The organism is Pedobacter frigiditerrae (assembly GCF_004331645.1).
GTDB classification, from domain to species: domain Bacteria; phylum Bacteroidota; class Bacteroidia; order Sphingobacteriales; family Sphingobacteriaceae; genus Pedobacter; species Pedobacter frigiditerrae.
The window spans coordinates 161,011-185,132 of record NZ_SJSK01000001.1; the positions used below are offsets into that span (position 1 = coordinate 161,011).

Sequence of the window (24,122 nt, forward strand, 5' to 3'; positions counted from 1 at the left end):
CTCTCCCAACCCTCCCCAGAAGGGAGGGCTTTGCAAAGTTTAGTAATTGAAAAGAATTAGTATTTCATATAAGCTGCGCCAACTGGTTGTGCAACTTTATAATTCTTAGAAATCAAATCAAATTCTATTACATCTCCATTTACTTTATGGCCATTTTTATCTGTAAAAGTTGCCATATGAGCTGTAATAAGATTAGAGTCCTTTTCAACTTGCATTACCCTTCCTGTTAAAGCATAACCATCTACGTTTAAATTTACTTTACCACTTATTAGTAATATTTTATCCAGCATAAGATTCATTTTTAAAGAATCATTATTAGTTTTTAATCTTTTAACTAGTTGGTAGGCAGCAGAAATAGTTGGATTTTCAATTTCTGGAGATTTATTTACAACGTATAGTGAAGGTATTGTTGCCTTTGCTGCAATATTTCCAGATGCAGCAAGCGCTTTATAAGTTCCTTTTTTTACATCATATATGATAGATTTAGAAACAACTTTGTCTCCATTTTTGAATTGAATAGTTGCAATTTTAGCTGTAATTATTCCATTATTCGTATCCCAAGTTATATCTTCTGCCTCTAACTTAACATCTCCAATCTCCATAATGCCCTTTTTTATGTAAGTGATGTTATTTTTTGTGTCGACATTCATGGTTGCCGAGGATATTAGTTTTGGTTTAGATTCTAACTTTGCAGGAGCAACACCAACACTTTTTAAAACAGTTACCTTTTTTGGTTTAATTGCTGGGTATTCAGAATCAAACCAAACTTCCGTTTTTGGCGCATACAAACTTACTTCGTCGCCAGCTTTAAATAAAAGAGCCTTTGCTTCATCCCTACCTATGTAAATACGGTATAATTTATTGTTGGATTTTAAAATAAACCCATCTAAGGTTGGCAAACCACCAATTTTTACATAATTCAAGGAATTAACAGTTCCTATTAACGTTTGCGACTTAAAGCTTTTAGATTCATCCGTTAACTTTTTATATAACTCAGAATTTTTCCAGGCTGTATATTTAACATTAAACTCTTCATATGATTTTTTAAATTTAGCTCGCATCTCTTCCGAGGCTGGTAGTTTTTCTTTGTAAACCAAAATACCTGCTACGATTAATTTTGCCAGTTCATCTTGCTTTTTTTCGTTAGTAATAAAATCAAAATCACTTTTATTAGTTAAATAACCCATCTCTAATAGGATACCTGGAATTGGCGATTGATTAAGCAATAGAATATTACTAAGTTTTGGCTTGTTATTGACTTTAATCCCTGTTATATTTTTTAACTCCTTGTATAAATAATAGGTAATACTGTTTGATTTTGGGAGCTTTAAATCGTTATTATAGCTTCCCGATGTTATCATCTCAATTCCATTCGCTGTCGCTTTAAGTGATGAATTTAAGTGTAGCGAAAGAAGTATAGTGCCTTCAGCTTTTGTCCTGTCGTTTATACTTACATTTTCATCACTAGGTCTAGTAGTTACTACTCTAATTCCACTAGCTTCGGCAAGAGCTTTGATTTTATTAGACATTGTTAGTGTAATATCTTTTTCCGTATAGCCTTTTACTTCGGCCCCTTTATTTTTACCACCATGACCCGCATCCAACACTAGCGTAAATACTTTTTCTTCATTTTTGGCCGAAGCCAAAACATCAATAACATCAACTGTAAAACCCCATAACAAACCTAATCCGATAGGTAATGCCAACAAATACATTAATTTTTTCATATTCTTCGATTTTGAATTAAACAACATTTTTATCCTTTCCTTAATTGGACTTTTCACAAAATTGTGTACTAGTGGCATTTCGCTTTTGCTAATGGCCAATCTTAATAATAGACCAGCATATTCAGGTGTTCCAAAGTTTTGAGATGTTGTTTCGTCAGCCTCAAATTCATGGGCTTGTTCCAAAGCCTTGTCATACAGGTAAACTACAGGATTAAACCATAAAACTGCTTTTAAAATCATCAAAATGATTTTGTCAATAGAATGGAACTGTTTGGCATGTACCTCCTCGTGCTTAAGCAGGATGCTAAGCTCAGTTTCTGTCAAATTCTCTTCATCTATAAAAACATAGTTGAAAAATGAGCAGTTGGTAAAGCCTTTTGCCTTCGAAACAATTTTTAAACCGTTGATTTTTTCAACGCTGTTTTTAGTGTGCTTAACCAACTGAAACAATCGCCAGGTGGCAACAAATAACAAACCTAAAACTATCAAAAAGTATAGATAAGGTAATAGCGAATAATAATCAAAAGCTTGTTCTAAGGGTACGGTTAACTGATTTTGAATTGGCGCTTCAAAGGTCTGCTCTGTAATTGTAGCAACCGGACTAATTTCTGGGGTATTTACTACTTCAGCTTGTACGACCTCTCTTTCAACTGTGAAATGTAAAGTGGGAATGATGAAACTAATCATCAATGTAAATAACAGGTAAAAACGATTGATCTTAAAGAAGGTTAATCTTCTTAACACGATTAAATAAAATGTAAAGAAAAGCATTGTGCATGCACTAACTTTTAAGAAGTAATACAATGGTTCCATCATCAGGATTTTTTATTGATTAATGCCTTTAACTCTTCTATATCCTTTTCGCTTAACTTTTCTTCTTTTACCATGAATGATAATAAGCTACTAGGCGAATTATCGAAATAACCAGCAAATAATTTAGAGAAGGTAGTTTTGGTATAATCTTCTTTTGTAATGGCTGGAAAATACTCATAGGTTTTGCCATAAGCTTTATAGCTCACATAACCTTTTTTTTCTAAAAGCCTAACAATTGAGGAGATGGTGTTATATGGAGGTTTGGGTTCTTCCTCTAATTCATCTATGATATCTTTAACAAATGCATTTTGCAGTTTCCACAAAACTTGCATGATGCGCTCTTCGGCCTTAGTTAATTCTTCCATAAAATAAAGATATAACTAAACATTCAGTTTTACAACTGATTTTTAAGTTATGTAATTGAAAAAGCAGTTAGTAATTTATAACAGACTGATTATAAGCTTAATAATTTTACAAAAGCAGTCTAGACATATTGAGTTTCGATAAGACGATTGACGAAAAACGAATCTAAAACTTAATCTTAAAATGCTCTTTAGCCTGTCCTTTTTTGAAATAAACTAATCCAATCCAAAATAAATCTATAGTTATCGTAACCTCTGGATGGTTTTTGATTTCTTCCCAAGCTTCTTTCATTCCTTCACTCCAATAAATATCATCAAATATTAATAATGAGTTCTCGTGGATTTTTGGTAAACACCAATTGAAATAATTTAATGTTGCTGCTTTGGTATGGTTTCCATCTACATAAACAAAATCGAGTTTTTCCGAATTTGTTATTGCTTCTGGTAATAAATCATTAAAATTTCCAATCTGCAAGTCGATATTTATTAAGCTTAAATCAGTAAAATTTTGACTAGCAACTGCAGCGGTTTCTGGGCAACCTTCAATGGTTAATACTTTGGCTGTAGACTGGGCTTTGGCTAAATACGCACTTGTAATTCCCAAACAAGTTCCCAGCTCAATCATATTTGAAGGATGTTGATTTGCTGCTAAACGATAAATCAGCTGTGCTAAACGAGGCGCTTTTAAAGCATTTTTTGCAATCTGACTTACCTTTTTTGTTCGATTCTTATTTAAGTGAGAACCAGCACCTAAATCGGTAACAGTAATTAACTTATGGTCATTTAAAAGTTTTTTTCGCTGTGCCTCAATGTCATCATATACTTTTTTATTAGAAAAATCGTAAATTACCTCATCAGTTAACTTATATACAAACGGCGAATGCGTTCCGTGCCTGCTGTTTGCAGTGAGGCGATGCTTTAGATAATCGATAGCAAATTGAAATACCATAGCCGCAAAAATAGCTAAACTGAAAATTGTAATTTGCATTTTTAATGGAAAATCTTGCAGAAATTAGTGCCTTAGTCAAATTATTAGACGATCCTGATGAAGAAATCTATCAGCATGTGCAACAGCGCCTGCTAGAATACGGTAATGAGGCTATCGTTTATCTAGAAAGTACCTGGGAACAATCTTTGGATACTTTATTGCAAGAGCGTATAGAAAATATCGTTCATACCATTCAATTTAATAATATTAAGGAAGATTTAAACTTGTGGTACCAAAGCGGTGCGTTTGACCTTCTACAAGGCGCTTTAGTTATCAATCGCTACCAATATCCAGATTTAGATGAACAAGCCATCATTAATCAAATTGAAGAGATTAAACGTGAAATTTGGATTGGGATGCAGCATGAAATGAGTTCCATAGAGAAGATTAAACTCATTAACCACGTTTTTTATAATCAATATGGCTTCATCGGTAATACAAAAAACCACCATGACCCGCAAAACTCTTACTTAAATCAGGTTTTAGACAGCAAAAAAGGAAATCAAATTTCATTGGCCATTATTTATGCTACGCTTGCCCAAAAACTTGATATTCCTGTTTATGGCGTTAATTTACCACAGCATTTTATTTTAGGTTACATAGACGAGAGTAATGCTGAAAAAGAATACGGGGTTCTATTTTACATCAATGCTTTTAATAAAGGCGCCATTTTCGGCAAGCATGATGTAGATCAGTTTTTGCGCCAACTAAATCTAGAGCCGCAGCCAGGCTTTTATTCACCTTGTAGTAACACAGAAATTATTCGTCGTATTATTCGCAATTTAATCTCTGCTTATGAAAATTTAGGGGCTGCAGAAAAGGTAGAAGAATTAAAACAGTTGCAAGAGATTTTAGCGGAGAACGACCTATAAATTAGATTTCGGCAGGTGGAGACACCAGCCGATAGGCAATAATGTTAGTTCTGCTTTACTGCCTATCTTTTATGATTGTCCTTCGACAAGCTCAGGATGACAATCATAAAAAGTTTTTGTTCTAATTGAGGTTTGGAAAATGAGATGGTAGGTGGGAACACCAGCCATTAGGCTTCTGGTTTTCTATATACTATGTTCCTATATGGTTAAACCAATCTTTCACAGCCACTTATTAGCGGTCATCCAGTTTTTTAAACTTTCAAACCAATCGTCTTTTGTGGTTTTATTGTACATTCCAAAACCGTGACCACCACCTTGGTAAATGTGCATTTCGGCGGCAACCTTATTCTTTGCCAAGTTTGCATCATACTCCAAGCTATTTTTAACGGGTACTGCTCCATCGTTGTTTGCATGCACCAAAAATGCGGGTGGTGTTTGTGCATTAATATGTAATTCTCCTGAAAAATACCTTCTTTGCGCATCAGTAGGATTTTCACCTAATAAGTTCTTAACCGAGCCTGCATGAGTGTAAGATCCGAAATTAATTACTGGATAAATTAAGACTGAAAAATCTGGTCTTAAGCTAACCCCCTCTTGATTTTGCACTTTAACGTCGTTATAATGAACGCTTAAACTCGATGCAACATGACCACCTGCTGAAAAGCCCATAATGCCAATTTTAGCAGGGTCAACATTCCAAACATTGGCGTTTTTACGGATTAAATAAATAGCTTGTAGTGCATCTTGCAAAGGACCCATCGATTTATCTTCCATAATGGCATCACTTGGTAAGCGATATTTTAAAACGAAAGCAGTTATACCTAAATCGCTAAATCTTTTTGCCACTAGTGTACCTTCCTTATCAAAAGCTAAAATGGAATAACCTCCCCCCGGACAAATAATAACGGTCGTTCCATTTGGTTTGGCAGGCAAATAAGCTGTTAAAGTTGGCGTTACCACTTTGCTAACCCTTGCAACACCATCAGTTCCGTTAACAGTAGCTTCAACATAATCTGAAGGTGGTGTTTTTGCACCAGGAATTGCTCCTTTATAAAGCGGAATAACTTGTTGAGCATTTACTTCCATCACTACAAAAAGAAAAAATACAAAAATGGATAATCGTTTCATTGAATAATTTATTACAGTTTAAATGTATTAAAAATTAATGTTATTGCTGAATTCGATGATTGTTGAATTGCTATATTGTTTAATTAATACCTTCTCAAATCTTCCCAAAGGGATGCCTTTGGCTCACATCTCAATACTCATATCTAACTAAACTCCATCAAATAGGCTTTCAAGAAATCATTAATATCTCCATCTAAAACTGCTTGTGGATTTGAAGTTTGAAAATTAGTCCTATGGTCTTTTACTCTTCTATCATCTAACACGTAACTTCTAATTTGCGAACCCCATTCAATTTTCTTTTTAGAGCCTTCAATCAATGCTGTTTCTTCATCGCGTTTGCGCTGTTCTATTTCGTAAAGTTGAGATTTCAGTAAGCGTAATGCATTTTCCTTATTCTGCAACTGCGACCTTGATTCTTGGTTTTTAATAATAATACCAGAAGGTTTGTGGTATAAACGAACAGCCGTTTCCACTTTGTTTACGTTTTGTCCACCTGCACCGCCTGCTCTAAAAGTTTCAAACTCCACATCTGCAGGGTTAATGTCTATATTAATGGTATCATCAACTAATGGATAAACATACACTGATGCAAAAGAAGTGTGTCTACGAGCATTAGAATCGAAGGGCGAAATCCTTACCAAACGATGTACCCCATTTTCTCCTTTGAGGTAGCCATAAGCAAACTCGCCAGCAATTTCTATCGTTACCGACTTAATGCCTGCAACCTCGCCCTCGTTATAATCTTGTTCTGTTACTTTGTAGCCATTTTTCTCTGCCCACATCAAGTACATCCGCATTAACATGTAAGCCCAATCGCAGCTTTCTGTTCCGCCTGCACCAGCAGTAATTTGAACTACAGCATTTAAAGAGTCTTGCTTGGTTTTGAGCATATTTTTCAGCTCCAAGTCTTCAACTTCCTTTAAACTTAAATCAAATTGTTCTTGTAATTCTTGCTCTGTGGCATCGCCATTCTGGAAAAAGTCAAATAGCACTTCAGCATCTTCTACAGCGGCATTGGCTTTTTGCCAGCCATCTGTCCATATTTTTTTAGCATTAATTGCTGCAATATGTTTTTCTGCTTTTTTGGGATCGTCCCAAAAATTTGGTTGCAAGGTAAGTTCTTGCTCAATACGAATATCTTCTAGTTTCTCTTCAACGTCAAAGATACCTCCTCAGCGACGTTACCCTGTCCCTTAAATCCTGTACTTGTTCTTTAGTCATAATGGCAAATATATAAAATGGTTTTGAGCATGGCGATAGGCATTTTGCGTCATACTTACTATTTCTTCATTGACATATAATCTAGTGTCAAATTACATAAGGCTTTTACCCCTAATGTAAATCCACTTTCATCTAAAAAGAAATCTGGTGTATGATGCGATGGTGCTTTTAAAGGATCTTGGTCTTTTGGCATTCCGCCCAAGAAGAAAAACAAACCAGGTACTTTTTCTTGATAAAAGGAGAAATCTTCGGCACCAGTAACGGGAGCTTTTAATTTTACATTGGCAGCACCGGCTGTAGATTGTAAACTTGGCAGCATCTTTTCGGTTAAGGCAATGTCATTAAACGTTACAGGATAATGTGCACTGTAAGGAATAAGTACTTCGACTTTTGCCCCTGCTGCCTCACCTGTTTTTACAGCAATCATTTTAATGCGTTCGATGAACATTTTTTCATCCTCGGGTGTAAAGTTTCTAACTGTACCTAGCATTTCCACCTTCTCAGGAATAATATTAGACCGAACCCCACCTTGTATAGAACCAATGGTTACAACCCCAGGGTTTTCAGTAACATTTAAGTTTCTGCTTACAATAGTTTGCAGACTATTTATGATTTGTGCCGAAACCACAATTGGATCTACACTGCTCCAAGGATAAGCCCCATGTGCCTGTTTACCTGTAACTGTAATCTTCATATCGTTAACAGCTGCCATTGTACCACCCGGCCGGTATGTAATTTGACCAACAGGCGTTTGAGAATTGATATGCAGACCAAAAACAACATCTACTTTGGGGTTTTGTAAAACACCTTCTTTAACCATTAACTCTGCCCCACCTTCTTCGCCAAATGGCGCCCCTTCTTCTGCAGGTTGAAAAATGAACTTAACAGTTCCTGCAATGTCTTTTTTCATTCCTGCCAATACCTCGGCTACCCCAATTAAAATCGCTATGTGACTATCATGACCACAGGCATGCATTACACCCACTTCTTGTCCGTTGTATGTTGTTTTAACTTTAGAGGCAAAAGGCAATGGCTGCCTTTCTGTTACTGGCAAGGCATCCATATCTGCTCTTAAAGCTACAACTGGGCCAGGTTTGCTACCAACTAAAACGCCTACCACTCCTGTTTTAGCAACTCCTGTTTTAACTTCTATTCCTAGGCTTTTTAAATGTTTAGCTATAATTTCCGCTGTGCGTACTTCGTTATTTCCTAATTCTGGATGTTCGTGAAAATCTCTTCGCCAATTGATTACTTTTTCAGTTAGAGCATCAGCACGTTTACTTACCTCCGCTTTCTGAGGATTATTTTGAGCGCTCAGTAATAATGGAGAAGCTAAGAAAGCTAAAAGAAGAGACGTTTTCATAAAAATTGGGATTATTAAGGCAAGATAAATAAAAGCCAATAAAAAAGCCGAATTCATTTACAATGAATTCGGCTACTCTAAATATTTAGTTACTTAATTGAACAAACCCTTCAATTTATCTAACACGCCACCGCCTGCTGGCTGACCTGCTTGAGCTTGACCACCACCATTAAACATACTCATTACATCAGTTAAATCAAATTTGCCATCGGCACCACCAGCAAACTTGCCTAACATATCTTGAATATTAAATGAGCTATCATTTGGATCGTTGGTTTTATTAACCAATTTACCCATGATAACCGGAATTAATGATGCTCCAATAGATTTTGCCATTTCTGCATTAATGCCAAAACCAGCCAATTTATCTGTAAAGCTTGAGGTAGCTTCCTGTACTACTGGATTTGCTTGAACAGCATCTGGTTTATTAAAAACATCTGCTAATTGAGAGATTTTTCCAGTACTGATTTGTTCTTTTAAAGTATCAAAAATTGATCCTGAGGCTGCTTGAATTGCAGCTTCATTGTGTTCGTTTGGCACTTGACCATTATTTACAATTAGTTCTTGCGCATTATCCCTTACAAGTTGTTCCAGATTTTCTAGCATGATATTTGGTTTAAGTTATTTACTATTTACTATTTTTACGTAACTAAACAGTCAATTATGCTTCCAAAAATAGATTTTACCACAACAACTGCGTATAAATACCTAGCAGATCACTTTATAACTATCAATGAAACTAGCCTAAAGGATTTATTTACCCAAGATGGGGAACGTTTCGAAAAATTCTCCATTTTATTTGAGGATATTTTAATCGACTTTTCTAAAAATAGGATTAACGACACTACACTTGCCTTACTTATTCAGTTGGCTAATGAGTGTAAGTTAGACGAAGCCATAAAGGCGATGTATGGCGGTGATAAAATCAACCAAACTGAGGATAGACAAGTTTTACACATCGCCCTGCGTAACCAAGGTAATAAAGCAATTTTAGTTGATGGTAAAGATGTAATGCCAGATGTAAACGCTGTTTTGTCCAAAATGGAAAAATTTAGCAACGCTATCATTTCTGAAGATTGGAAAGGTTATACTGGCAAAGCAATTACAGATATCGTAAACATAGGTATTGGAGGTTCAGATTTAGGTCCGGTAATGGTAACGGAAGCTTTGAAAGCTTACAAAACCAGGTTAAACTTACATTTTGTTTCTAATATAGATGGAACGCATTTAGCGGAAACATTAAAAGGAGTCCACCCAGAAACGACTTTATTTTTAGTAGCCTCTAAAACATTTACTACTCAAGAAACTATGACCAATGCACACAGTGCAAGAGAATGGTTCTTAAATAGTGGCGCAAAAACTGAAGATATTGCTAAACATTTTGCGGCACTTTCTACAAATGCAAAAGATGTATCGGCTTTTGGTATTGATACCGAAAATATGTTTGAATTTTGGGATTGGGTTGGAGGTCGATATTCTCTATGGAGTGCTATCGGTTTGTCAATTTCATTAGGCATTGGCTTTGATAATTTTAAACAATTGTTAGCTGGTGCACACGCAAGTGATGAACATTTCCAGAACACTCCTCTTGAACAAAATGTTCCTGTAATTTTAGGCTTATTAGGCATTTGGTACATCAACTTTTTTGGTGCAGAAACACAAGCAATTTTACCTTACGATCAATATATGCATCGCTTTGCGGCCTACTTCCAACAGGGAGACATGGAAAGCAATGGTAAACACGTAGACAGAAACGGAAATGTTGTTGATTATGAAACTGGGCCTGTTATTTGGGGTGAGCCAGGAACTAACGGGCAACATGCGTTTTATCAATTAATTCATCAAGGAACAAAATTAATTCCTTGTGATTTCATAGCTCCTGCACAAACTTTAAATCCTTTGGGAGATCATCACCCTATTTTGTTGTCTAATTATTTTGCTCAAACTGAAGCTTTAATGAATGGAAAAAGCCAAGAGGAAGTAGAAGAAGAATTAAAAAAAGCTGGAAAGTCTGAAAGTGAGATAAAGGAATTGGCACCGTTTAAAGTATTTGATGGCAATAGACCAACCAATTCTATTTTATTGAAAAAGGTAACTCCATACTCTTTAGGAACCCTGATTGCTTTATATGAGCACAAAATATTTGTACAAGGCATTATCTGGAACATTTTTAGCTTTGACCAGTGGGGAGTTGAGTTAGGCAAGCAATTGGCTCAAAAAATACAACCAGAGTTAAAAGATGATGCAGAAGTTACCTCTCATGATTCTTCTACAAATGGATTGATTAATCAATATAAGAGCTGGAGGTAATTTTAGATAACTGTTGAGTCGTTTAGTTGTTTTTTGTTAATCAATTCAACTCAACAGCTTAACAACTGTACAGCTCAACAAATTTAAGAGTCGCCATTTAGTTGATTTTATTCAATTGAATGGCGATTTTTCTTTATATGAAATTTTTATTCATAAATTTCTTTATAATCTAGCAACCTTTCTTAAAAAACTGGCGTAACTGCAAATATTAAACAACCTTAATTGAACATATTTTGCTAACACCCGAACTAATCAATGGCTGTATCAATAAAGACAGAAGGAGTCAGAAAGACCTCTATCGGCTTTATTATGGTTACTCGATGCGAATATGTTTACGCTATGCAAAAAACAAAGATGAAGCGGTTGAGATGGTTAATGATGGATTCATGAAGGTATTTATGAATATGAGCAAATACGACAATCAACGCTCATTTAATGCTTGGTTAAGCACCATTATGATTAATACATCAATTGATTGTTACAGAAGTAGAATTAGAAAGATAGAAATGGAAGAGCTAAATGCTAAGCACGAGGTGGAAGATAGTGAGAACATTCTTTCCCATTTAAATTATGAGGACCTCATTAAGCTGGTTCAAAAACTCTCATATGCTTACAGAACAGTTTTTAATCTATTTGCAATTGATGGTTTTTCTCATGAAGAGATTTCAGAAATGTTATCAATTTCTGTTGGCACCTCTAAATCAAACTTATTTAAGGCTAGGGAAAATTTAAAAAAGATGTTAACTGAAACACCAAACCCAAGCCTACAAAAAATTAACTATTAAAATGAAAGAATTGAACGATATAGACTTTGATAAAGCCTTTAAAACTAGGATAACTGAAGAGTTACCCGAGTTTGAGGAAGAATCATGGTTAAAGATGGAGACGAAACTACGCAAAAGGGAGCGACTTATTTATTATAGATATGCGAGTATTCTATTGCTGCTACTTTCATTTGGAATGGGTTTCTATTTATTGAATAAAGACAGTAAAAACAAAGTTGACACCATCGTTTCTGAAAAACCAGCCGTTGAGCAGCCTAAAAATATCGTGAATGATCTTAATCCATTAAGTAAATCTGAAGAGTTAGAAATTACTCAGCATAATAAAAAAGCAAACAATAATTCTTATCAAACACTAAAAAATCAATCATTGAGTGTTAATCCAATTGATGGTGCTCCTGTTAAAAACGAAAAATTCACACCAATTGAAAGTGTGATAGTCCAAAACTCATCAAATAGTAACGCTACAAAAAAGCAAGATATAACAACTGGAATACAACAACCAGCTAATCAAATTCTACAAAATGTAATTGCCAATTCTACTACTAATGTAGATAAAATCGATACGCCATTAACCAAATCAAAAACAGAGTTAACTATAAAAGGAAAAAAGAAAATACCTATTAGTGTAGCTATCGTAGCGGGTCCAGATTTCAGCTCTACTAGTTCTCTAATTGGTGGCAAAACGGGAGTAAGCATTGGTGCTACGGTTGCTGTGGGTATAACGAAGAAATTAAGCATACAAACTGGAATAAGCTTTGGCAGTAAAAATTATTCTAGCAGTGCATATGATTATGTATTTTCTAATCCAAATGCTAATAAAGCTAATTTCTCGGGAATAGAAGCTGCTTGTGAGGTGGTAGAGATTCCTTTGAGAGCATCATATAACATTAGTGAAAACCAGAAAAGAAGCATTGAATTGAATGCTGGTCTTTCAAGCTATTTAATGATAAAAGAGAATTATGTTTTTAAGTACAATAAAGAATTAAATAGAGCAGATAGAATTACTGATGTGGCCAATGCCAATCAACATTACTTAAGTGTGGTAGAGTTATCTGCAACTTATAATATCAAGCTAAAAAACAAAAAAATCGCCTTCGGTATCGAACCTTATGTTAAAATTCCAATATCGGGAATTGGTGAAGGAAACGTGCCTTTAAAGTCTAGTGGTGTATCCTTAAAACTGCGTTATGATTTCAATAAAAACTAAGTCTCTGATTTTATTTCTGCTAGCCTTTAGCTGTGCAACTTCCACAAATGCGCAAACATTTATAGGAAAGAACATCAAGGTTAACATTTTCTCATCAACACCTGTTGAAGATATTAAAGCGGCTAGTTCTAGTGGAACAGCGGTGCTAATTGCTCAAAAGCAAGAGCTTGCCATACAGGTAAACATAAAAAGTTTGGAATTTGATAAAAAGTTAATGCAAGAGCACTTCAATGAAAATTATATGGAAAGTGATAAATACCCTGTTGCTAAGTTTAAAGGAATTATAAGTCCAAAAATCGATTGGACAAAAGATGGCGAGTACAATGTTACGGCAAAAGGGACATTAAGTGTACACGGAGTAGACCAACCTAGAAACATAATAGGAAAAATAACCATCAAAAATGGAGCTGTTAATTTATTCTCAACTTTTGATGTGGCTTGTGCCGCCCATCAAATTAAAATACCAAGTTTAGTTTTTACCAAAATAGCAGAAGTAATTAAGGTAACAATACAAGGAACATTAACCCCTCTAAATAAATGACCATGAACAAATCGAAATTATTTATTTATCTCTTTTTAGTTTTGCTGTTTTTAGTGGTAAGAGCAAGTGCTCAGTCTGCAGACTCATTGCTAAACACACTTGATAGCTCTAAAAAAATTAACAAGGTTGAGTCAACTTTTAAAGCTACTCACATTGTATTGTCTCATTCTACTGAAACCCAAAAAAAACACGATTTAGATTTAAGAATCCGTCATCATTTTGGAGACATTGGAGGTGAATTTGGAAGTGCACATACACTTTATGGATTAGATGTAGCTACAGACTTATTTATTGGATTAGATTATGGCGTTAGTGATAAACTAACAATTGGCATTGGTAGGAGTAAACATGATGAGCTTTTTGACTTATACATTAAACAAAAATTAATACAGCAACAAAAAGATAGTGGATTACCCTTTAATTTGACATTTTTAGCTCAAGTAGGCTTGGTGGCTCGAGCACCTTTTGCAACTACAGAGTTTGCCAATTATGCAGACCGATTAACTTATTTAATTCAACCCATTATCTCAAGAAAGTTTTCATCTAGGGTTTCATTGCAAGTTATGCCTTCTTACTTAATTCGCTCGGTAAGTGCTGATCCTAATGACCCAAATAATTTATTTTCTGTCGGTTTTGCCGGAAGATTTAAGCTCACAAAACGACTTTCATTTGTAGCAGATTACACCTTGATTAATGGACTCTCAAGAAAGGATAACTTAACTACTCCTTTATACAATCCACTAGGTGTAGGCTTAGAAATTGAAACTGGTGGACATATTTTCTCACTCAATTTTATGAACTCAGAGTTTATAACTGAAAATAATTTCATAGCTAATACCAAAAAATCATGGACCGATGGTGGGGTCCGTTTTGGCTTCACCATATCCAGAAATTTCAGCTTATTCAAATCCAAGAACAAGGATCCTAATACAAAATCAACTATTTACTAAAAACTAAAATTTTATGGAACGTAATGAATTTATCAAGTCGTTAGGACTTGGGATTGCATTGGTATGCACTGGAAGTTGTATGACTGGATGCGGAAGTAAAGGTGATGACCCTACTCCTTCACCTGGTGGTGGTGGTGGCGGAGGTGGAGGCAGCGCTGGCACAAAGGTTAATGTAGACTTAGGTTCTCAATTATTAACGGTAGGTGCATTTCTAGCGTCTGGTGGTGTTTTATTTATTAGAACTGCAACTGGCAATGCGGCAAGCTCATTTGTTGCCACGCAAGCTTCATGCCCGCATCAAGGAGGCGCTCTTAACTGGGTACAGGCTAGCAATGTTATACAGTGCAGTTTACACAGTTCTAAGTATACAACTACTGGGAGCATTGTAGCGCAGCCCAATGATGGAGGCACTACTTCAGCATTAAAGGTATATGCATTAGCTGTATCTGGAACCACGCTAACTGCAACAATTTCATAGTTTGGAGGTTAATCTGCGAGGATGTTATTTCTTGTAGATTAACCTTTTTTTAATTTCATTTATGGATTCCGATTTATTTTATAATCATTAGTGAAAGTCAACGTTTTAGTTAAAAATTAATTGGCTATATTGTTAATCATTATATCATTCATTTTATGAAATTAATACAAAAAATAGGAGTATTTGCTGTAAGTATGGTTGCTTTAAGCGCCAATGCACAAACTGACAAGGCTACTACCACTAGGATTGTGGAAGAGAAAAATTATGTGTTTGTTGCTACAAATGCAATGCCCTTAAATAGTACTGAAATTAATAATATCATTAGTAAAATGCCGGGAGGAAATAATGGAGGAAATATCTCACTTACAGGCAGCAATTACGATGTTGAGGTATCCTCGGATAGTTTAGTTGTTTATTTACCTTATTATGGAAGATCTTTTTCTGCACCAATGAACAATGATGAAAGTGGATATAAATTCAAGGCGAAAAAATTCACTTACGAAATAAAAAAACGCAAAAAAGGTGGCTGGGATATACAAATAGCTACAAAAGATGTAAAAGATAACGTAAGAATGAACCTAAGCATTAGCGAAAATGGTTACGGAACTCTCAGCGTAATGAGCAATAACAAACAATCTATTTCTTACAATGGTTATTTAAGCGAGCCTAAGAAAGCAAAGATTTAAAGATTATTTGGCCGAAGTATTATTGAGTTTAATTTCATAAAGCTTTGGCCATTTTTTACCCCCAACAAATAATCTTTTTCCCTTGGCATCCCAAGCTATCCCATTTAAAACGTTATTTTGCTTCTCATCATCTGTTTTAAAGAAATTTTGAGGTACTAAGGCTGATAAATCTAACTCCGCTTCTACCATACCTGTAATCGGCTCAATTCTTACAATCTTGCTAGTTAAATACACGTTTGCATAAATCTTTCCATCTATATATTCTAACTCATTTAAACTTTCTACTGGGCCAATTTCATTATAAACCTCTAAATATCCTTCTTCCGTAAAAGTATTCGCATTCATTTTCCAGATACGGTTTGTTCCATCAGTTCTAAGAATTTGTTTACCATCAAACGTTAAACCCCATCCTTCTCTACTGCTTCCGTACGGAAATGTACCTATTTGTTTGAAGGTTTTCGCATGGAAAATAAACCCAATACTTTCTTGCCAGGTAAGCATGATAATTTTTTCGCCTATTTTTAGCGAACCTTCACCAAAATACTGAGGATCTAATTTTGTTTTCTGCAGCGTTTTACCAGATTTTAACTCAACCCATTTTAATTCAGATGCACCCTTTTCTCCTGTGCTTTCTAATAATTTACCATCTACATAACTTAAGCCTTCTGTGTAAGCAGTAGTATCATGAGGAAATGAGTTAACCACATTATAACTTAATTTAATTGGAGCTTTATTTGATTTTAAAACGATATTAGTTGAGATGGTATCTTTCTTTTCACCCTGTGTTACAATTGCACTTATCATTCTGTAACCTAAAGGCAATCCTTTTGTGGGTAATAAAATCGAATCTGCATTGCTTTTGGTAGAAATAACAGTACTATCTATTAAATAAACAACATTGCTAATTTTTGCATCTTTTGGTGCATCTAGCTTGATTTTAATTTCGTCGCCAGCGTTAAAATTCTGACCTTGGTCTGGTGCACTAAAGGTTAAGCTTATTTTCTCTTCATCTTTACACCCAAAGGTGATACAAGCTAAAATAATAAAGCTGACAAATATTACCCATTGGGATAAAAATGATTTTTTAGGAAGGCCAGAATGCATCTTCAATATGTTTAATGGTATAATTATTTTGTTTATCAAAAAGAACTGATACGATATCAAATCGGATTTCTCCTTGATGGCTCATCAATTCTATATATTCATTTGCTGCTAAATCCATTTGTTTCTGTTTAGCCAGACTTACAAAATCTTCTGGTAAGCCAAATGAAACCGAACTTCTTGTTTTAACTTCTACAAAGATGATTTGTTTTTTAAAATATGCAATTAAATCAATCTCAGATTTTCCATGAACCCAATTTTCATCTAATATTTCATAACCTAATTTCTCTAAGTATTGTTTTGCAATAGCTTCGCCTTTAAAACCTAATTCGTTGTGTTGAGCCATTTCAAAGTATATAGTAGTTAGTATTTAGTATAAAGACATCGTATCTACCCATAACCTACTTCACTATTACCGAACCCAAAAATCTTGAGATTTCTTTTTCTACATTTTTAATAAAGGCATATCGTTGCATCAAGATTTCTTGGTTTGTTGCATCGTTCTCGGCTTTTATTTCCTTTAATAAATCTAGTAGAATTCTATCAACTTTACGTTTTTTAAGGTGATACAATCCGCCTAAAATTGTTGCTTTTAGATTTACCGTTTCATCACGAACATAGATGTTGTGCTTGTTATACCAATTCTCACTTAATGTGTATGGCGAACTAGAAAGCGTAATCGCTAAATCAGCTATTTCCCTATCATCGCTTTTTATAAACTGGTTAGCTGTTGGCAAATGTCCATCCTCAATTTCAGTTCTATAGTGGTCTATAATTCGTTTACAAAGTTTATTTTCAAAAGTAACGTCTGTTAAATTCTGCATGATAAAAGAACCGATGTACATGTTATCGATCTTATCCCAACTTACCAATTCGTGCCCAAACGCTAAAAGCAAACGCACGATTTCCTGCTCTTGTAGTTCGTCATCTACTTCTACAGCAGTTGCCATTTGCTGTTCAGCTTGTCCAGGTTCATCCGACATCAAATCTGCCGGTGGCATATCTGGATGTTGTTGATATTGCCTACCCTGTGGAGCCGAAGCCTTCTTCAGCTTTGCTGCTCGCATGGTATTGAGCTCGCTTAGTAAAACCCTTTCTTCAATTTGGAGAAGGCTACTACATTCACGAATAAATACTGAAGCTTTAATGTTATCGGGAATTTTAGCGATGCTCTCTACAATATCACGAATAATGCCCGCCCGTTTTATTGGGTCCGTTCCAGCCTCTGCTAGGAGGATATTGGCTTTGTATAAAATGAAATCTTTACGATTATCTTCTATATAAGTTTTGAAAGCGCCTGCACCAACTTTGTGCATGTAAGAATCAGGGTCATCCCCCGCTGGGAAAGAAACAACTTTAACGTTCAATCCCTCTTCCAAAATCATATCCAAGCCTCGTAAAGATGCTTTTATACCTGCCGCATCTCCATCATAAAGAATGGTAACATTTTGGGTAAAACGACCTATTAACCTAATCTGCTCTATGGTTAAAGATGTTCCTGAAGAAGCGACAACGTTTTCAATATGCGCTTGATGTACAGAAAGTACATCGGCGTAACCTTCAACCAAATAGCAGTTATCTTGGTCGCGAATGGCTTTTTTAGCATGGAACAAGCCATAAAGCACATTTGATTTATGGTAAATCTCACTTTCTGGTGAGTTTACATATTTCGGAACATTTTTATCTGTTTTTAAGGTTCTGCCTCCAAATCCAATTACTCTACCCGTAAAGTTATGAATGGGAAACATGACGCGGCCTCTAAACCTATCGTATAACTTGCCCTTATCATTTCTGATGGCTAAGCCTGTTTTTTCTAAATACTCTTCTGCGTGTTTATTTTTAACCGCGTCTAGCGTTAAGGCATCCCAAACATCGGGTGAATAACCTAGGTTAAATTTCTTAAGGATATCCTCTCTAAAACCACGTTCTTTAAAATAGCTCAACCCAATAGTTTTACCCTCTTGGCTATTCCACATTTGGTCTTCGAAATAGTTAGCAGCAAACTGAGAAACGATGTATAAACTCTCTCTTGCATTTTGAGCTTCAACATCTTGAACGGATTCTACCGTTTCTTCAACCTCTATATTATACTTATTGGCTAAAAATTTAAGTGCTTCTGGGTAAGAGTATTTCTCATGCTCCATGATAAAGCGAACAGAATCTCCGCCTTTACCGCAACCAAAACACTTATAAATTCCCTTAGTTACAGATACGTGAAATGATGGCGTTTTCTCTCCGTGAAATGGGCAGTTGCCGATGAGGCTTGTACCGCGTTTTTTTAAATGCACAAAATCACCTACCACCTCTTCGATGCGGGCGGTATCCATTATTTTGTCTATCGTTTCACGGTTTATCATACCCCTAATCCCCTAAAGGGGACTTTCCTTTCTATCGTTAATGTATATTGTAAATTTCATTCCCCCTTGAGGGGGTAAGGGGTTATTTAATAAAAGGCAACATTTGTTCTGATACAAATCTATTTCCAGTGTCGTTTAAGTGTACCTTATCGCTTGTTAAAATACCTCTATCTTTATCTTCAGTATTATTTGCAACTTCATAATCTAGAAATGCTTTTCTTAAATCGCATAGCGGAAGATTATTTTTCGCAGCCAAATCTCTAATGCCTGCTGCATATTTATCTAAATCGCCATCAATTTCGTTAGTACCATTTTTCCTTTCTCCAATTACTGAAGGGGTACAAAGCACAACTTTACTTCCGGTAGCTTGAATTTTATTAATTAGTGCCTGATAAAACTTTAAATATTTATCGTAATCGGTTCCTGTTTTCGCACCCAATTTATGCCAAACATCGTTTATACCCACATAAATGAAAACTAAATCTGGCTTTTTGTTTAGCACATCATCTTCCATCCTTAAATAAAGGTCGTACACTTTATTACCGCCAATACCTGCGCCAATTAATTCGAATTTTGTAGTATCTAAAGACTTTTTAAGTAAGCTAATGTAACCATTTTTCCAAACGCCCATTTGAGTAATGGAATCACCAAAGAAGATTACTTTTTTAGGTTTAGGTTTCATCGCTGTAGTTAAAAATAAAATAGCAATTACAGCTATTAAACTTCCTGATTTTAAATATTTGTTCATCGTTTTCTATTTGGTTATTTTAAAATCTAAATCTTGAAAATCGAAGCTAAAGTCTGTTAAAGGAGATATGGCTGTCATTTTAAACCCATCTGGCTTTGCGGCATTATCTAAACTAAAACTAACAAATGCATCTGCATCTAAGCTTCTATCGTACCATTTAACAATAAAAGTATTGCCTTTGTAATAGGTCATATCACCTTTTAGTTTTGGTGCATTTTTCGCTTGAAAATGCATTTTCCCATTTACTTCACTGATGGTAACTTCTCCAAACCAAGCATCTTTAAAAGTGCCGAAATAATTTTTTACATCAGGTTTTGCTGTGTTTATTTTTTGAATAGCGGCAATATCTGCCCAAGTTTTATCTACAATTTGTTTGGCTTGTTTCTCGTTTGCCAATCTGTTATCGTTGTACAATTTAATTCTATCAGTCATTTTTGTATCTAAATAACCATCTTTAATAGAACTGGTAATTGAATTAAATGCGGCACCAGATTGCTGATTAGTCAATACTATAATTCCCAATTTTAATTCCGGAATAATAGTTACTTGAGTTACAATTCCCGATAACCCACCTGTATGTGTTGCTTGGAATTTCCCTTTTACATTACTTAAAAACCAACCCAAGCCATAACTATTGAAAGCACCTTGAGCGCCACCACCATTAATAATTGTTTGTGGGGTCCAAAGTTCTTTTGCAACAGCAGGACTGAATAATTTTTTGTCTAACGCTTCGCCATATTTACCGCCATTAATCATAGCAGTTACCCATTTGCTCATGTCAGTTACGCTAGCGTAAATTCCTCCTGCAGCGTTTGCCACTTCTCCAAAACTTAAGCCAACTGGCAATAATTTATCTTCATAAGGAGCGTGACCATCAATTACATTAGATTTATCCTTTAAACGATACCAACTTGCAGCGGTTTTATTCATCCCCAAAGGTTTAATGATTTTGGTTTCGATAAAATCTTCATAAGTGATGCCAGAAACTCTTGCCACCACATCACCTGCTACGATATACAATAAATTATCATAATCGTATTTGGTACGGAAAGAAGAAACAGGTTTTAAATAACGTAGATTATGTATCAATTGCCTCTTATCAACGGTAGATGAATCTGGCCAAATCATTAAATCGCCCGCACCTAAACCCAATCCACTTCTATGCGTTAACAAATCTCTTATGGTAAACTCATTGGTTACATAAGGATCGTACATTTTAAATTCTGGAATTATATCGGTTACTCTTGTATCCCAAGATATCTTTTTCTCATCTACCAGCATTCCTAAAGCCGCAGCCGTAAATGCTTTGGTATTTGATGCTACACCAAAAAGCGTATTTTCATCAACTTTTAAATTGGATTTAATTGAACGAACACCATAACCTTTAGCGTGAATTACTTTGCCATCTTTAATAACTGCAACAGCAATACCTGGCACATTAAAAGTAGTTAAGGTTTTTTCGGCTATACTATCTATTTGTTTTGATGTTAAGACTTGAGCCTTTAAACCAACTGTAGACAGCAATGCAATAACCAAAAACCATTTGGCTTTAATGCGATAAAATGAATGCATAATTTGGATTTGTTTAAACGTTTAAAGATAATAATCTTTTAGGTTTTTGCTAGTCATGAAACAATGCTATTACTTGCTTTTACCTAACTTATAATCTTTGTGCACGATTAAAAAACTAGCTCGTTCTTTCTTTTTAAATGGATAGTCCCAATTACCCTGGTAAGTGATTTTTGTTGGCAGCTTAACTTCATCGAAATAACTCATTTCAATATTCATTTGCACATCAAAATCAAATAACATGTTGCTGTATTTCATATCTACGTAACGACCTAAAATTTGAAAATTTCTTTTATCAAAAATGGTTACCAATTCTTTAATCATTAACCCATCTTTTGTCCAACTGCTTATATCTGGCTTTACCGAGACTTTAAAACGATACACAGGAATTGAATCTAAATAAGTTCCGCTATAAAAAGTATAATCATAGTACTGGCGCATATTTGCCGTAAATATTTCTGTTTTACTTCCTATAAAAGGAAGGTTTTTAATTGGCCTGCCAGGATTAAATATTAAAGTTTTAAGCTTGTTTTTATAACTTTCATTTGTTCCTCCTTTTCCATCACCTGATGGTGCATTCGGAACAAAATCTGAATTATAAGCATTCATGAAAATGTAATCGAACATTTCTACGGTATACAACTGGTATTTACCATTCTTTTTAAACACATTCCCACTACTCTCCTTTACCAAATATTCCATTTTGTAAGGTCCATCGTTATTATGTTTTATTTTACGGTAAACTTTTCCATCAACCTTGTTCTTTTTATCATAAGAAAAGATGCGATTTTCTGCAATGAAAGAATACTTTTTCATATCACGAAATGCTTTGTAAAAACTGGTATCGTTAATTACAGCATTAATGAAAGTTTCAATATTTAACCGTTGGCCTTTAATTACAACTACAGAATCTAATTGAATGGTTTTAATGGTATCGGGATTAAATCGCTCTATTTGCTGACTTTTAGCATTTAGCAGGAGAGACGTTAAAGCTATCAGTAGAATTAGTTTTTTCATTTGCTTAGAAAAAATTGTTGAATAGTTAGAAAGTTGAAATATTAGAATGTTTTTGGGTCCATTATCTTGCAAATCCCATAATCCTTAAATCTAGTTCCCTAGTTGTTTTAAAGCAATATATGCCATTAACCCAGTAGAGGTTTTAAGTGCATCTTCATCAATATCAAAGTTTGGTGTATGTACAGAATAAGTAGTCCCCTTTTCTACATTTCCAGTCCCTAGACGATAAAAACACGCATCCGTTACCTGAGAATAATAAGCAAAGTCTTCGGCTGCCATCCAAATATCTAAGTCTATAACGTTTTCTACACCTAAATATTCCTCTGCACAAGCACGAGCATTTGCAGTTACCTTTTCTTCGTTAATTAAAAATGGATAACCTCTATGAATATCGAAAGTGCAACTACCACCCATACTTTCGGCAATACCTTCAGCCATTTTTTTCATTAATCTATGCGCCTCATTTCTCCATTCTTCGTTTAAGGTTCTAAAGGTTCCTTCTAATTTAACCTCATTCGGAATGATGTTGGTTGCACCATTTGCATTTACTTTTCCAAAAGAAAGTACAGATGGTAAACGTGGATCGGCATTGCGGCTAACAATTTGTTGCAAGGCGACGATAATATGTGCTGTAATTAAAACAGGGTCGATGTTTTGATGAGGTTGTGCGCCGTGACCACCTTTTCCATGAACAGTTACGTATAGTTCATCGGTTGATGCCATGTAAATACCCGAGCGAAAGCCAACTTTTCCAGAATCGATTAAAGGCATTACATGTTGACCAACGATAGATTGAGGTTTAGGATTTTCTAAAACACCTTCTTTAATCATGATACTTGCCCCACCAGGCAGCAATTCTTCAGCAGGTTGAAAAATCAATTTTATTGTACCTGCAAATTCATCTTTTAATTGGTTTAAAATATAAGCCGTCCCTAAAAGGGATGAAGTGTGCACATCGTGGCCACAGGCATGCATTACACCTTGATTTTTGGAGCGATAAGGTTTATCGTTTGCTTCATGAATTGGTAAGGCATCCATATCAGCACGCAGGGCGATGATATTATCTGATGGAATATTTCCCTTAATTAAGCCAACAACTCCTGTATTCGCCATATCCGAATATTCAATTCCCCATTTGTTTAACTTTTCTTTGATAAACATTGAAGTTTGAAATTCTTTAAAAGAAAGTTCTGGGTTAGCGTGAATGTGTTGACGGTAACCAACAACATCATTATATATTTTAGCAGCTAATTCTTGTATTTTTTGTTTCATTATGTGCTTGGGTTAATTGGGTAATTGTTTAAATCGGTTAACTGAGCTTAAAAATCAATTAACCAGTTTTACAGTTTAAACAATTAACCTTCATTTATTCGTTTCTTCCAAATCTGGAGCATTAATTTTTTCTCTAAAAATGAACAGTGTTGGAAAATTTGCTCTTAACTCTGTTAATAGTTTTTGGGCTTCCATTCTTGTTCTAAAGTCGCCTACTCGTAAATAATAATTAGGTTCCTTGTAGCTAATGTAGGTCATTATTTTAGGGTAGAGGGCTCTAAATTTGCTTTGTTCGTTAAAAGCTTCTCTCCTATCTGACCCATAAAAAACCTGTACCCTATAGCCCATTCCATTGAATATTACAGGAGTAGTAGGATTGGTTGCGGAAGGTCTTTTTATATTTAATTCAATCCTCTTTGCTATTAAACTATCAATTAATGGGTCTTTAATGACTGTAACTTCTCCTTTTGTTTGAGCAAAGGATTGCTGAAAGCAGAATAAAAAAAGTATAGATAGAAAAATTCTCATCATGATCACTTACTGGATTGTCAATTGTTCTCTTTTTAATGACGGGATAGTACTATAAAAAGAATGCCGAACTTTTTGCAAAATTCGGCATTCTTAACT

General features: G+C 35.0%; 23 protein-coding genes. 8 read left to right on the forward strand and 15 right to left on the reverse strand.

Translation table 11 applies throughout. The features are described 5' to 3' along the window. Positions 1 to 56: 56 nt before the first annotated feature. From EZ428_RS00710 to EZ428_RS00720, 3 genes are all read right to left on the reverse strand, one after another. Positions 57 to 2,540, reverse strand: coding sequence for a M56 family metallopeptidase (locus EZ428_RS00710; RefSeq protein ID WP_165501683.1), 2,484 nt, complete (start codon positions 2,538 to 2,540; stop codon positions 57 to 59). Positions 2,541 to 2,542: 2 nt separating this feature from the next. Further along, positions 2,543 to 2,905, reverse strand: coding sequence for a BlaI/MecI/CopY family transcriptional regulator (locus EZ428_RS00715; protein WP_131551196.1), 363 nt, complete (start codon positions 2,903 to 2,905; stop codon positions 2,543 to 2,545). Between the two features lie 163 nt (positions 2,906 to 3,068). Beyond that, positions 3,069 to 3,890 (reverse strand): O-methyltransferase, encoded by an 822-nt coding sequence (locus tag EZ428_RS00720; RefSeq protein WP_225870965.1) that lies wholly within the window; start codon positions 3,888 to 3,890, stop codon positions 3,069 to 3,071. A gap of 5 nt (positions 3,891 to 3,895) precedes the next feature. Here EZ428_RS00720 and EZ428_RS00725 point away from each other — a divergent pair, with 5 nt between their 5' ends. Beyond that, positions 3,896 to 4,762, forward strand: coding sequence for a transglutaminase-like domain-containing protein (locus EZ428_RS00725; RefSeq protein ID WP_131551197.1), 867 nt, complete (start codon positions 3,896 to 3,898; stop codon positions 4,760 to 4,762). A gap of 219 nt (positions 4,763 to 4,981) precedes the next feature. On the opposite strand, the gene EZ428_RS00730 is transcribed toward EZ428_RS00725, so the two are convergent. The 4 genes from EZ428_RS00730 to EZ428_RS00745 all read right to left on the reverse strand — a co-directional run bounded on the left by EZ428_RS00730 (position 4,982) and on the right by EZ428_RS00745 (position 9,080). Next, the gene (locus EZ428_RS00730) at positions 4,982 to 5,890 is read right to left on the reverse strand and encodes an alpha/beta hydrolase (protein ID WP_131551198.1); all 909 of its coding nucleotides are present in this window, start codon (positions 5,888 to 5,890) and stop codon (positions 4,982 to 4,984) included. Positions 5,891 to 6,033: 143 nt separating this feature from the next. Then, positions 6,034 to 7,111, reverse strand: a protein-coding gene (gene prfB / locus EZ428_RS00735) for a peptide chain release factor 2 (protein WP_131551199.1) whose coding sequence is annotated in 2 segments (ribosomal slippage) — positions 6,034 to 7,050 and positions 7,052 to 7,111 — 1,077 coding nt in all. Because the reading frame shifts where the segments join, the coding sequence is not laid out codon by codon here. Positions 7,112 to 7,169: 58 nt separating this feature from the next. Further along, the gene (locus EZ428_RS00740) at positions 7,170 to 8,474 is read right to left on the reverse strand and encodes an amidohydrolase (protein WP_131551200.1); all 1,305 of its coding nucleotides are present in this window, start codon (positions 8,472 to 8,474) and stop codon (positions 7,170 to 7,172) included. A gap of 93 nt (positions 8,475 to 8,567) precedes the next feature. Continuing rightward, entirely contained in the window at positions 8,568 to 9,080 is a 513-nt protein-coding gene (locus EZ428_RS00745; RefSeq protein ID WP_131551201.1) for a hypothetical protein, read from the reverse strand. A 57-nt stretch (positions 9,081 to 9,137) separates the two neighbouring features. Between EZ428_RS00745 and pgi the strand changes: the two genes are divergently transcribed. The 7 genes from pgi (at position 9,138) to EZ428_RS00780 (ending at position 15,431) form a co-directional block, all read left to right on the forward strand. Continuing rightward, a complete protein-coding gene (gene pgi, locus EZ428_RS00750) occupies positions 9,138 to 10,784 on the forward strand; it encodes a glucose-6-phosphate isomerase (protein WP_131551202.1) in 1,647 nt (548 codons plus the stop codon). A 233-nt stretch (positions 10,785 to 11,017) separates the two neighbouring features. Beyond that, the gene (locus EZ428_RS00755; RefSeq protein ID WP_225870966.1) at positions 11,018 to 11,569 is read left to right on the forward strand and encodes an RNA polymerase sigma factor; all 552 of its coding nucleotides are present in this window, start codon (positions 11,018 to 11,020) and stop codon (positions 11,567 to 11,569) included. A 1-nt stretch (position 11,570) separates the two neighbouring features. Further along, positions 11,571 to 12,776 (forward strand): hypothetical protein, encoded by a 1,206-nt coding sequence (locus tag EZ428_RS00760; RefSeq protein ID WP_131551203.1) that lies wholly within the window; start codon positions 11,571 to 11,573, stop codon positions 12,774 to 12,776. Then, positions 12,757 to 13,317 (forward strand): YceI family protein, encoded by a 561-nt coding sequence (locus tag EZ428_RS00765; RefSeq protein ID WP_131551204.1) that lies wholly within the window; start codon positions 12,757 to 12,759, stop codon positions 13,315 to 13,317. Before EZ428_RS00760 ends, EZ428_RS00765 begins: the two co-directional genes overlap by 20 nt. A 2-nt stretch (positions 13,318 to 13,319) precedes the next feature. Beyond that, positions 13,320 to 14,267, forward strand: coding sequence for a DUF5777 family beta-barrel protein (locus EZ428_RS00770; RefSeq protein ID WP_131551205.1), 948 nt, complete (start codon positions 13,320 to 13,322; stop codon positions 14,265 to 14,267). A 13-nt stretch (positions 14,268 to 14,280) separates the two neighbouring features. After that, complete coding sequence (locus EZ428_RS00775; RefSeq protein WP_131551206.1) at positions 14,281 to 14,745, forward strand: QcrA and Rieske domain-containing protein; 465 nt, start codon at positions 14,281 to 14,283, stop codon at positions 14,743 to 14,745. A gap of 155 nt (positions 14,746 to 14,900) precedes the next feature. Then, positions 14,901 to 15,431 (forward strand): DUF4251 domain-containing protein, encoded by a 531-nt coding sequence (locus EZ428_RS00780; protein WP_131551207.1) that lies wholly within the window; start codon positions 14,901 to 14,903, stop codon positions 15,429 to 15,431. 3 nt (positions 15,432 to 15,434) lie between these two features. Here EZ428_RS00780 and EZ428_RS00785 read toward each other — a convergent pair whose 3' ends face one another. The 8 genes from EZ428_RS00785 to EZ428_RS00820 form a co-directional block, all read right to left on the reverse strand. Continuing rightward, a complete protein-coding gene (locus tag EZ428_RS00785; RefSeq protein WP_131551208.1) occupies positions 15,435 to 16,535 on the reverse strand; it encodes a glutaminyl-peptide cyclotransferase in 1,101 nt (366 codons plus the stop codon). After that, on the reverse strand, positions 16,516 to 16,878 hold the full coding sequence (locus EZ428_RS00790) for a YraN family protein (protein WP_131551209.1): 363 nt from the start codon (positions 16,876 to 16,878) through the stop codon (positions 16,516 to 16,518). The genes EZ428_RS00785 and EZ428_RS00790 overlap by 20 nt, the downstream gene beginning before the upstream one ends. Before the next feature lie 55 nt (positions 16,879 to 16,933). Further along, a complete protein-coding gene (gene dnaG, locus EZ428_RS00795) occupies positions 16,934 to 18,889 on the reverse strand; it encodes a DNA primase (protein WP_131551210.1) in 1,956 nt (651 codons plus the stop codon). An 82-nt stretch (positions 18,890 to 18,971) separates the two neighbouring features. Continuing rightward, the gene (locus tag EZ428_RS00800) at positions 18,972 to 19,637 is read right to left on the reverse strand and encodes an SGNH/GDSL hydrolase family protein (protein ID WP_131551211.1); all 666 of its coding nucleotides are present in this window, start codon (positions 19,635 to 19,637) and stop codon (positions 18,972 to 18,974) included. A 6-nt stretch (positions 19,638 to 19,643) separates the two neighbouring features. Further along, positions 19,644 to 21,209, reverse strand: coding sequence for a serine hydrolase (locus tag EZ428_RS00805; RefSeq protein ID WP_131551212.1), 1,566 nt, complete (start codon positions 21,207 to 21,209; stop codon positions 19,644 to 19,646). Positions 21,210 to 21,278: 69 nt separating this feature from the next. After that, positions 21,279 to 22,223 carry a hypothetical protein gene (locus tag EZ428_RS00810; RefSeq protein WP_131551213.1) on the reverse strand — a complete coding sequence of 315 codons (945 nt, stop codon included), beginning with the start codon at positions 22,221 to 22,223 and terminating at the stop codon, positions 21,279 to 21,281. A gap of 90 nt (positions 22,224 to 22,313) precedes the next feature. Continuing rightward, positions 22,314 to 23,498 (reverse strand): M20 metallopeptidase family protein, encoded by a 1,185-nt coding sequence (locus tag EZ428_RS00815; protein WP_131551214.1) that lies wholly within the window; start codon positions 23,496 to 23,498, stop codon positions 22,314 to 22,316. Positions 23,499 to 23,585: 87 nt separating this feature from the next. Beyond that, a complete protein-coding gene (locus EZ428_RS00820; RefSeq protein ID WP_131551215.1) occupies positions 23,586 to 24,026 on the reverse strand; it encodes an SPOR domain-containing protein in 441 nt (146 codons plus the stop codon). Positions 24,027 to 24,122 lie beyond the last annotated feature (96 nt).

What these genes read in the sequence shown, in the direction of transcription:
- EZ428_RS00770 (WP_131551205.1), top strand. Translation starts at nt 13,320, where the DNA reads ATGAACAAATCGAAATTATTTATTTATCTCTTTTTAGTTTTGCTGTTT.
- EZ428_RS00775 (WP_131551206.1), top strand. Translation starts at nt 14,281, where the DNA reads ATGGAACGTAATGAATTTATCAAGTCGTTAGGACTTGGGATTGCATTG.
- EZ428_RS00790 (WP_131551209.1), bottom strand. Translation starts at nt 16,878, where the DNA reads ATGGCTCAACACAACGAATTAGGTTTTAAAGGCGAAGCTATTGCAAAA.
- EZ428_RS00800 (WP_131551211.1), bottom strand. Translation starts at nt 19,637, where the DNA reads ATGAACAAATATTTAAAATCAGGAAGTTTAATAGCTGTAATTGCTATT.
- dnaG (WP_131551210.1), bottom strand. Translation starts at nt 18,889, where the DNA reads ATGATAAACCGTGAAACGATAGACAAAATAATGGATACCGCCCGCATC.
- EZ428_RS00820 (WP_131551215.1), bottom strand. Translation starts at nt 24,026, where the DNA reads ATGATGAGAATTTTTCTATCTATACTTTTTTTATTCTGCTTTCAGCAA.
- EZ428_RS00785 (WP_131551208.1), bottom strand. Translation starts at nt 16,535, where the DNA reads ATGCATTCTGGCCTTCCTAAAAAATCATTTTTATCCCAATGGGTAATA.
- EZ428_RS00740 (WP_131551200.1), bottom strand. Translation starts at nt 8,474, where the DNA reads ATGAAAACGTCTCTTCTTTTAGCTTTCTTAGCTTCTCCATTATTACTG.
- EZ428_RS00715 (WP_131551196.1), bottom strand. Translation starts at nt 2,905, where the DNA reads ATGGAAGAATTAACTAAGGCCGAAGAGCGCATCATGCAAGTTTTGTGG.
- EZ428_RS00805 (WP_131551212.1), bottom strand. Translation starts at nt 21,209, where the DNA reads ATGCATTCATTTTATCGCATTAAAGCCAAATGGTTTTTGGTTATTGCA.
- EZ428_RS00730 (WP_131551198.1), bottom strand. Translation starts at nt 5,890, where the DNA reads ATGAAACGATTATCCATTTTTGTATTTTTTCTTTTTGTAGTGATGGAA.
- EZ428_RS00810 (WP_131551213.1), bottom strand. Translation starts at nt 22,223, where the DNA reads ATGAAAAAACTAATTCTACTGATAGCTTTAACGTCTCTCCTGCTAAAT.
- EZ428_RS00765 (WP_131551204.1), top strand. Translation starts at nt 12,757, where the DNA reads ATGATTTCAATAAAAACTAAGTCTCTGATTTTATTTCTGCTAGCCTTT.
- EZ428_RS00720 (WP_225870965.1), bottom strand. Translation starts at nt 3,890, where the DNA reads ATGCAAATTACAATTTTCAGTTTAGCTATTTTTGCGGCTATGGTATTT.
- EZ428_RS00745 (WP_131551201.1), bottom strand. Translation starts at nt 9,080, where the DNA reads ATGCTAGAAAATCTGGAACAACTTGTAAGGGATAATGCGCAAGAACTA.
- pgi (WP_131551202.1), top strand. Translation starts at nt 9,138, where the DNA reads ATGCTTCCAAAAATAGATTTTACCACAACAACTGCGTATAAATACCTA.
- EZ428_RS00710 (WP_165501683.1), bottom strand. Translation starts at nt 2,540, where the DNA reads ATGGAACCATTGTATTACTTCTTAAAAGTTAGTGCATGCACAATGCTT.
- EZ428_RS00725 (WP_131551197.1), top strand. Translation starts at nt 3,896, where the DNA reads ATGGAAAATCTTGCAGAAATTAGTGCCTTAGTCAAATTATTAGACGAT.
- EZ428_RS00760 (WP_131551203.1), top strand. Translation starts at nt 11,571, where the DNA reads ATGAAAGAATTGAACGATATAGACTTTGATAAAGCCTTTAAAACTAGG.
- EZ428_RS00780 (WP_131551207.1), top strand. Translation starts at nt 14,901, where the DNA reads ATGAAATTAATACAAAAAATAGGAGTATTTGCTGTAAGTATGGTTGCT.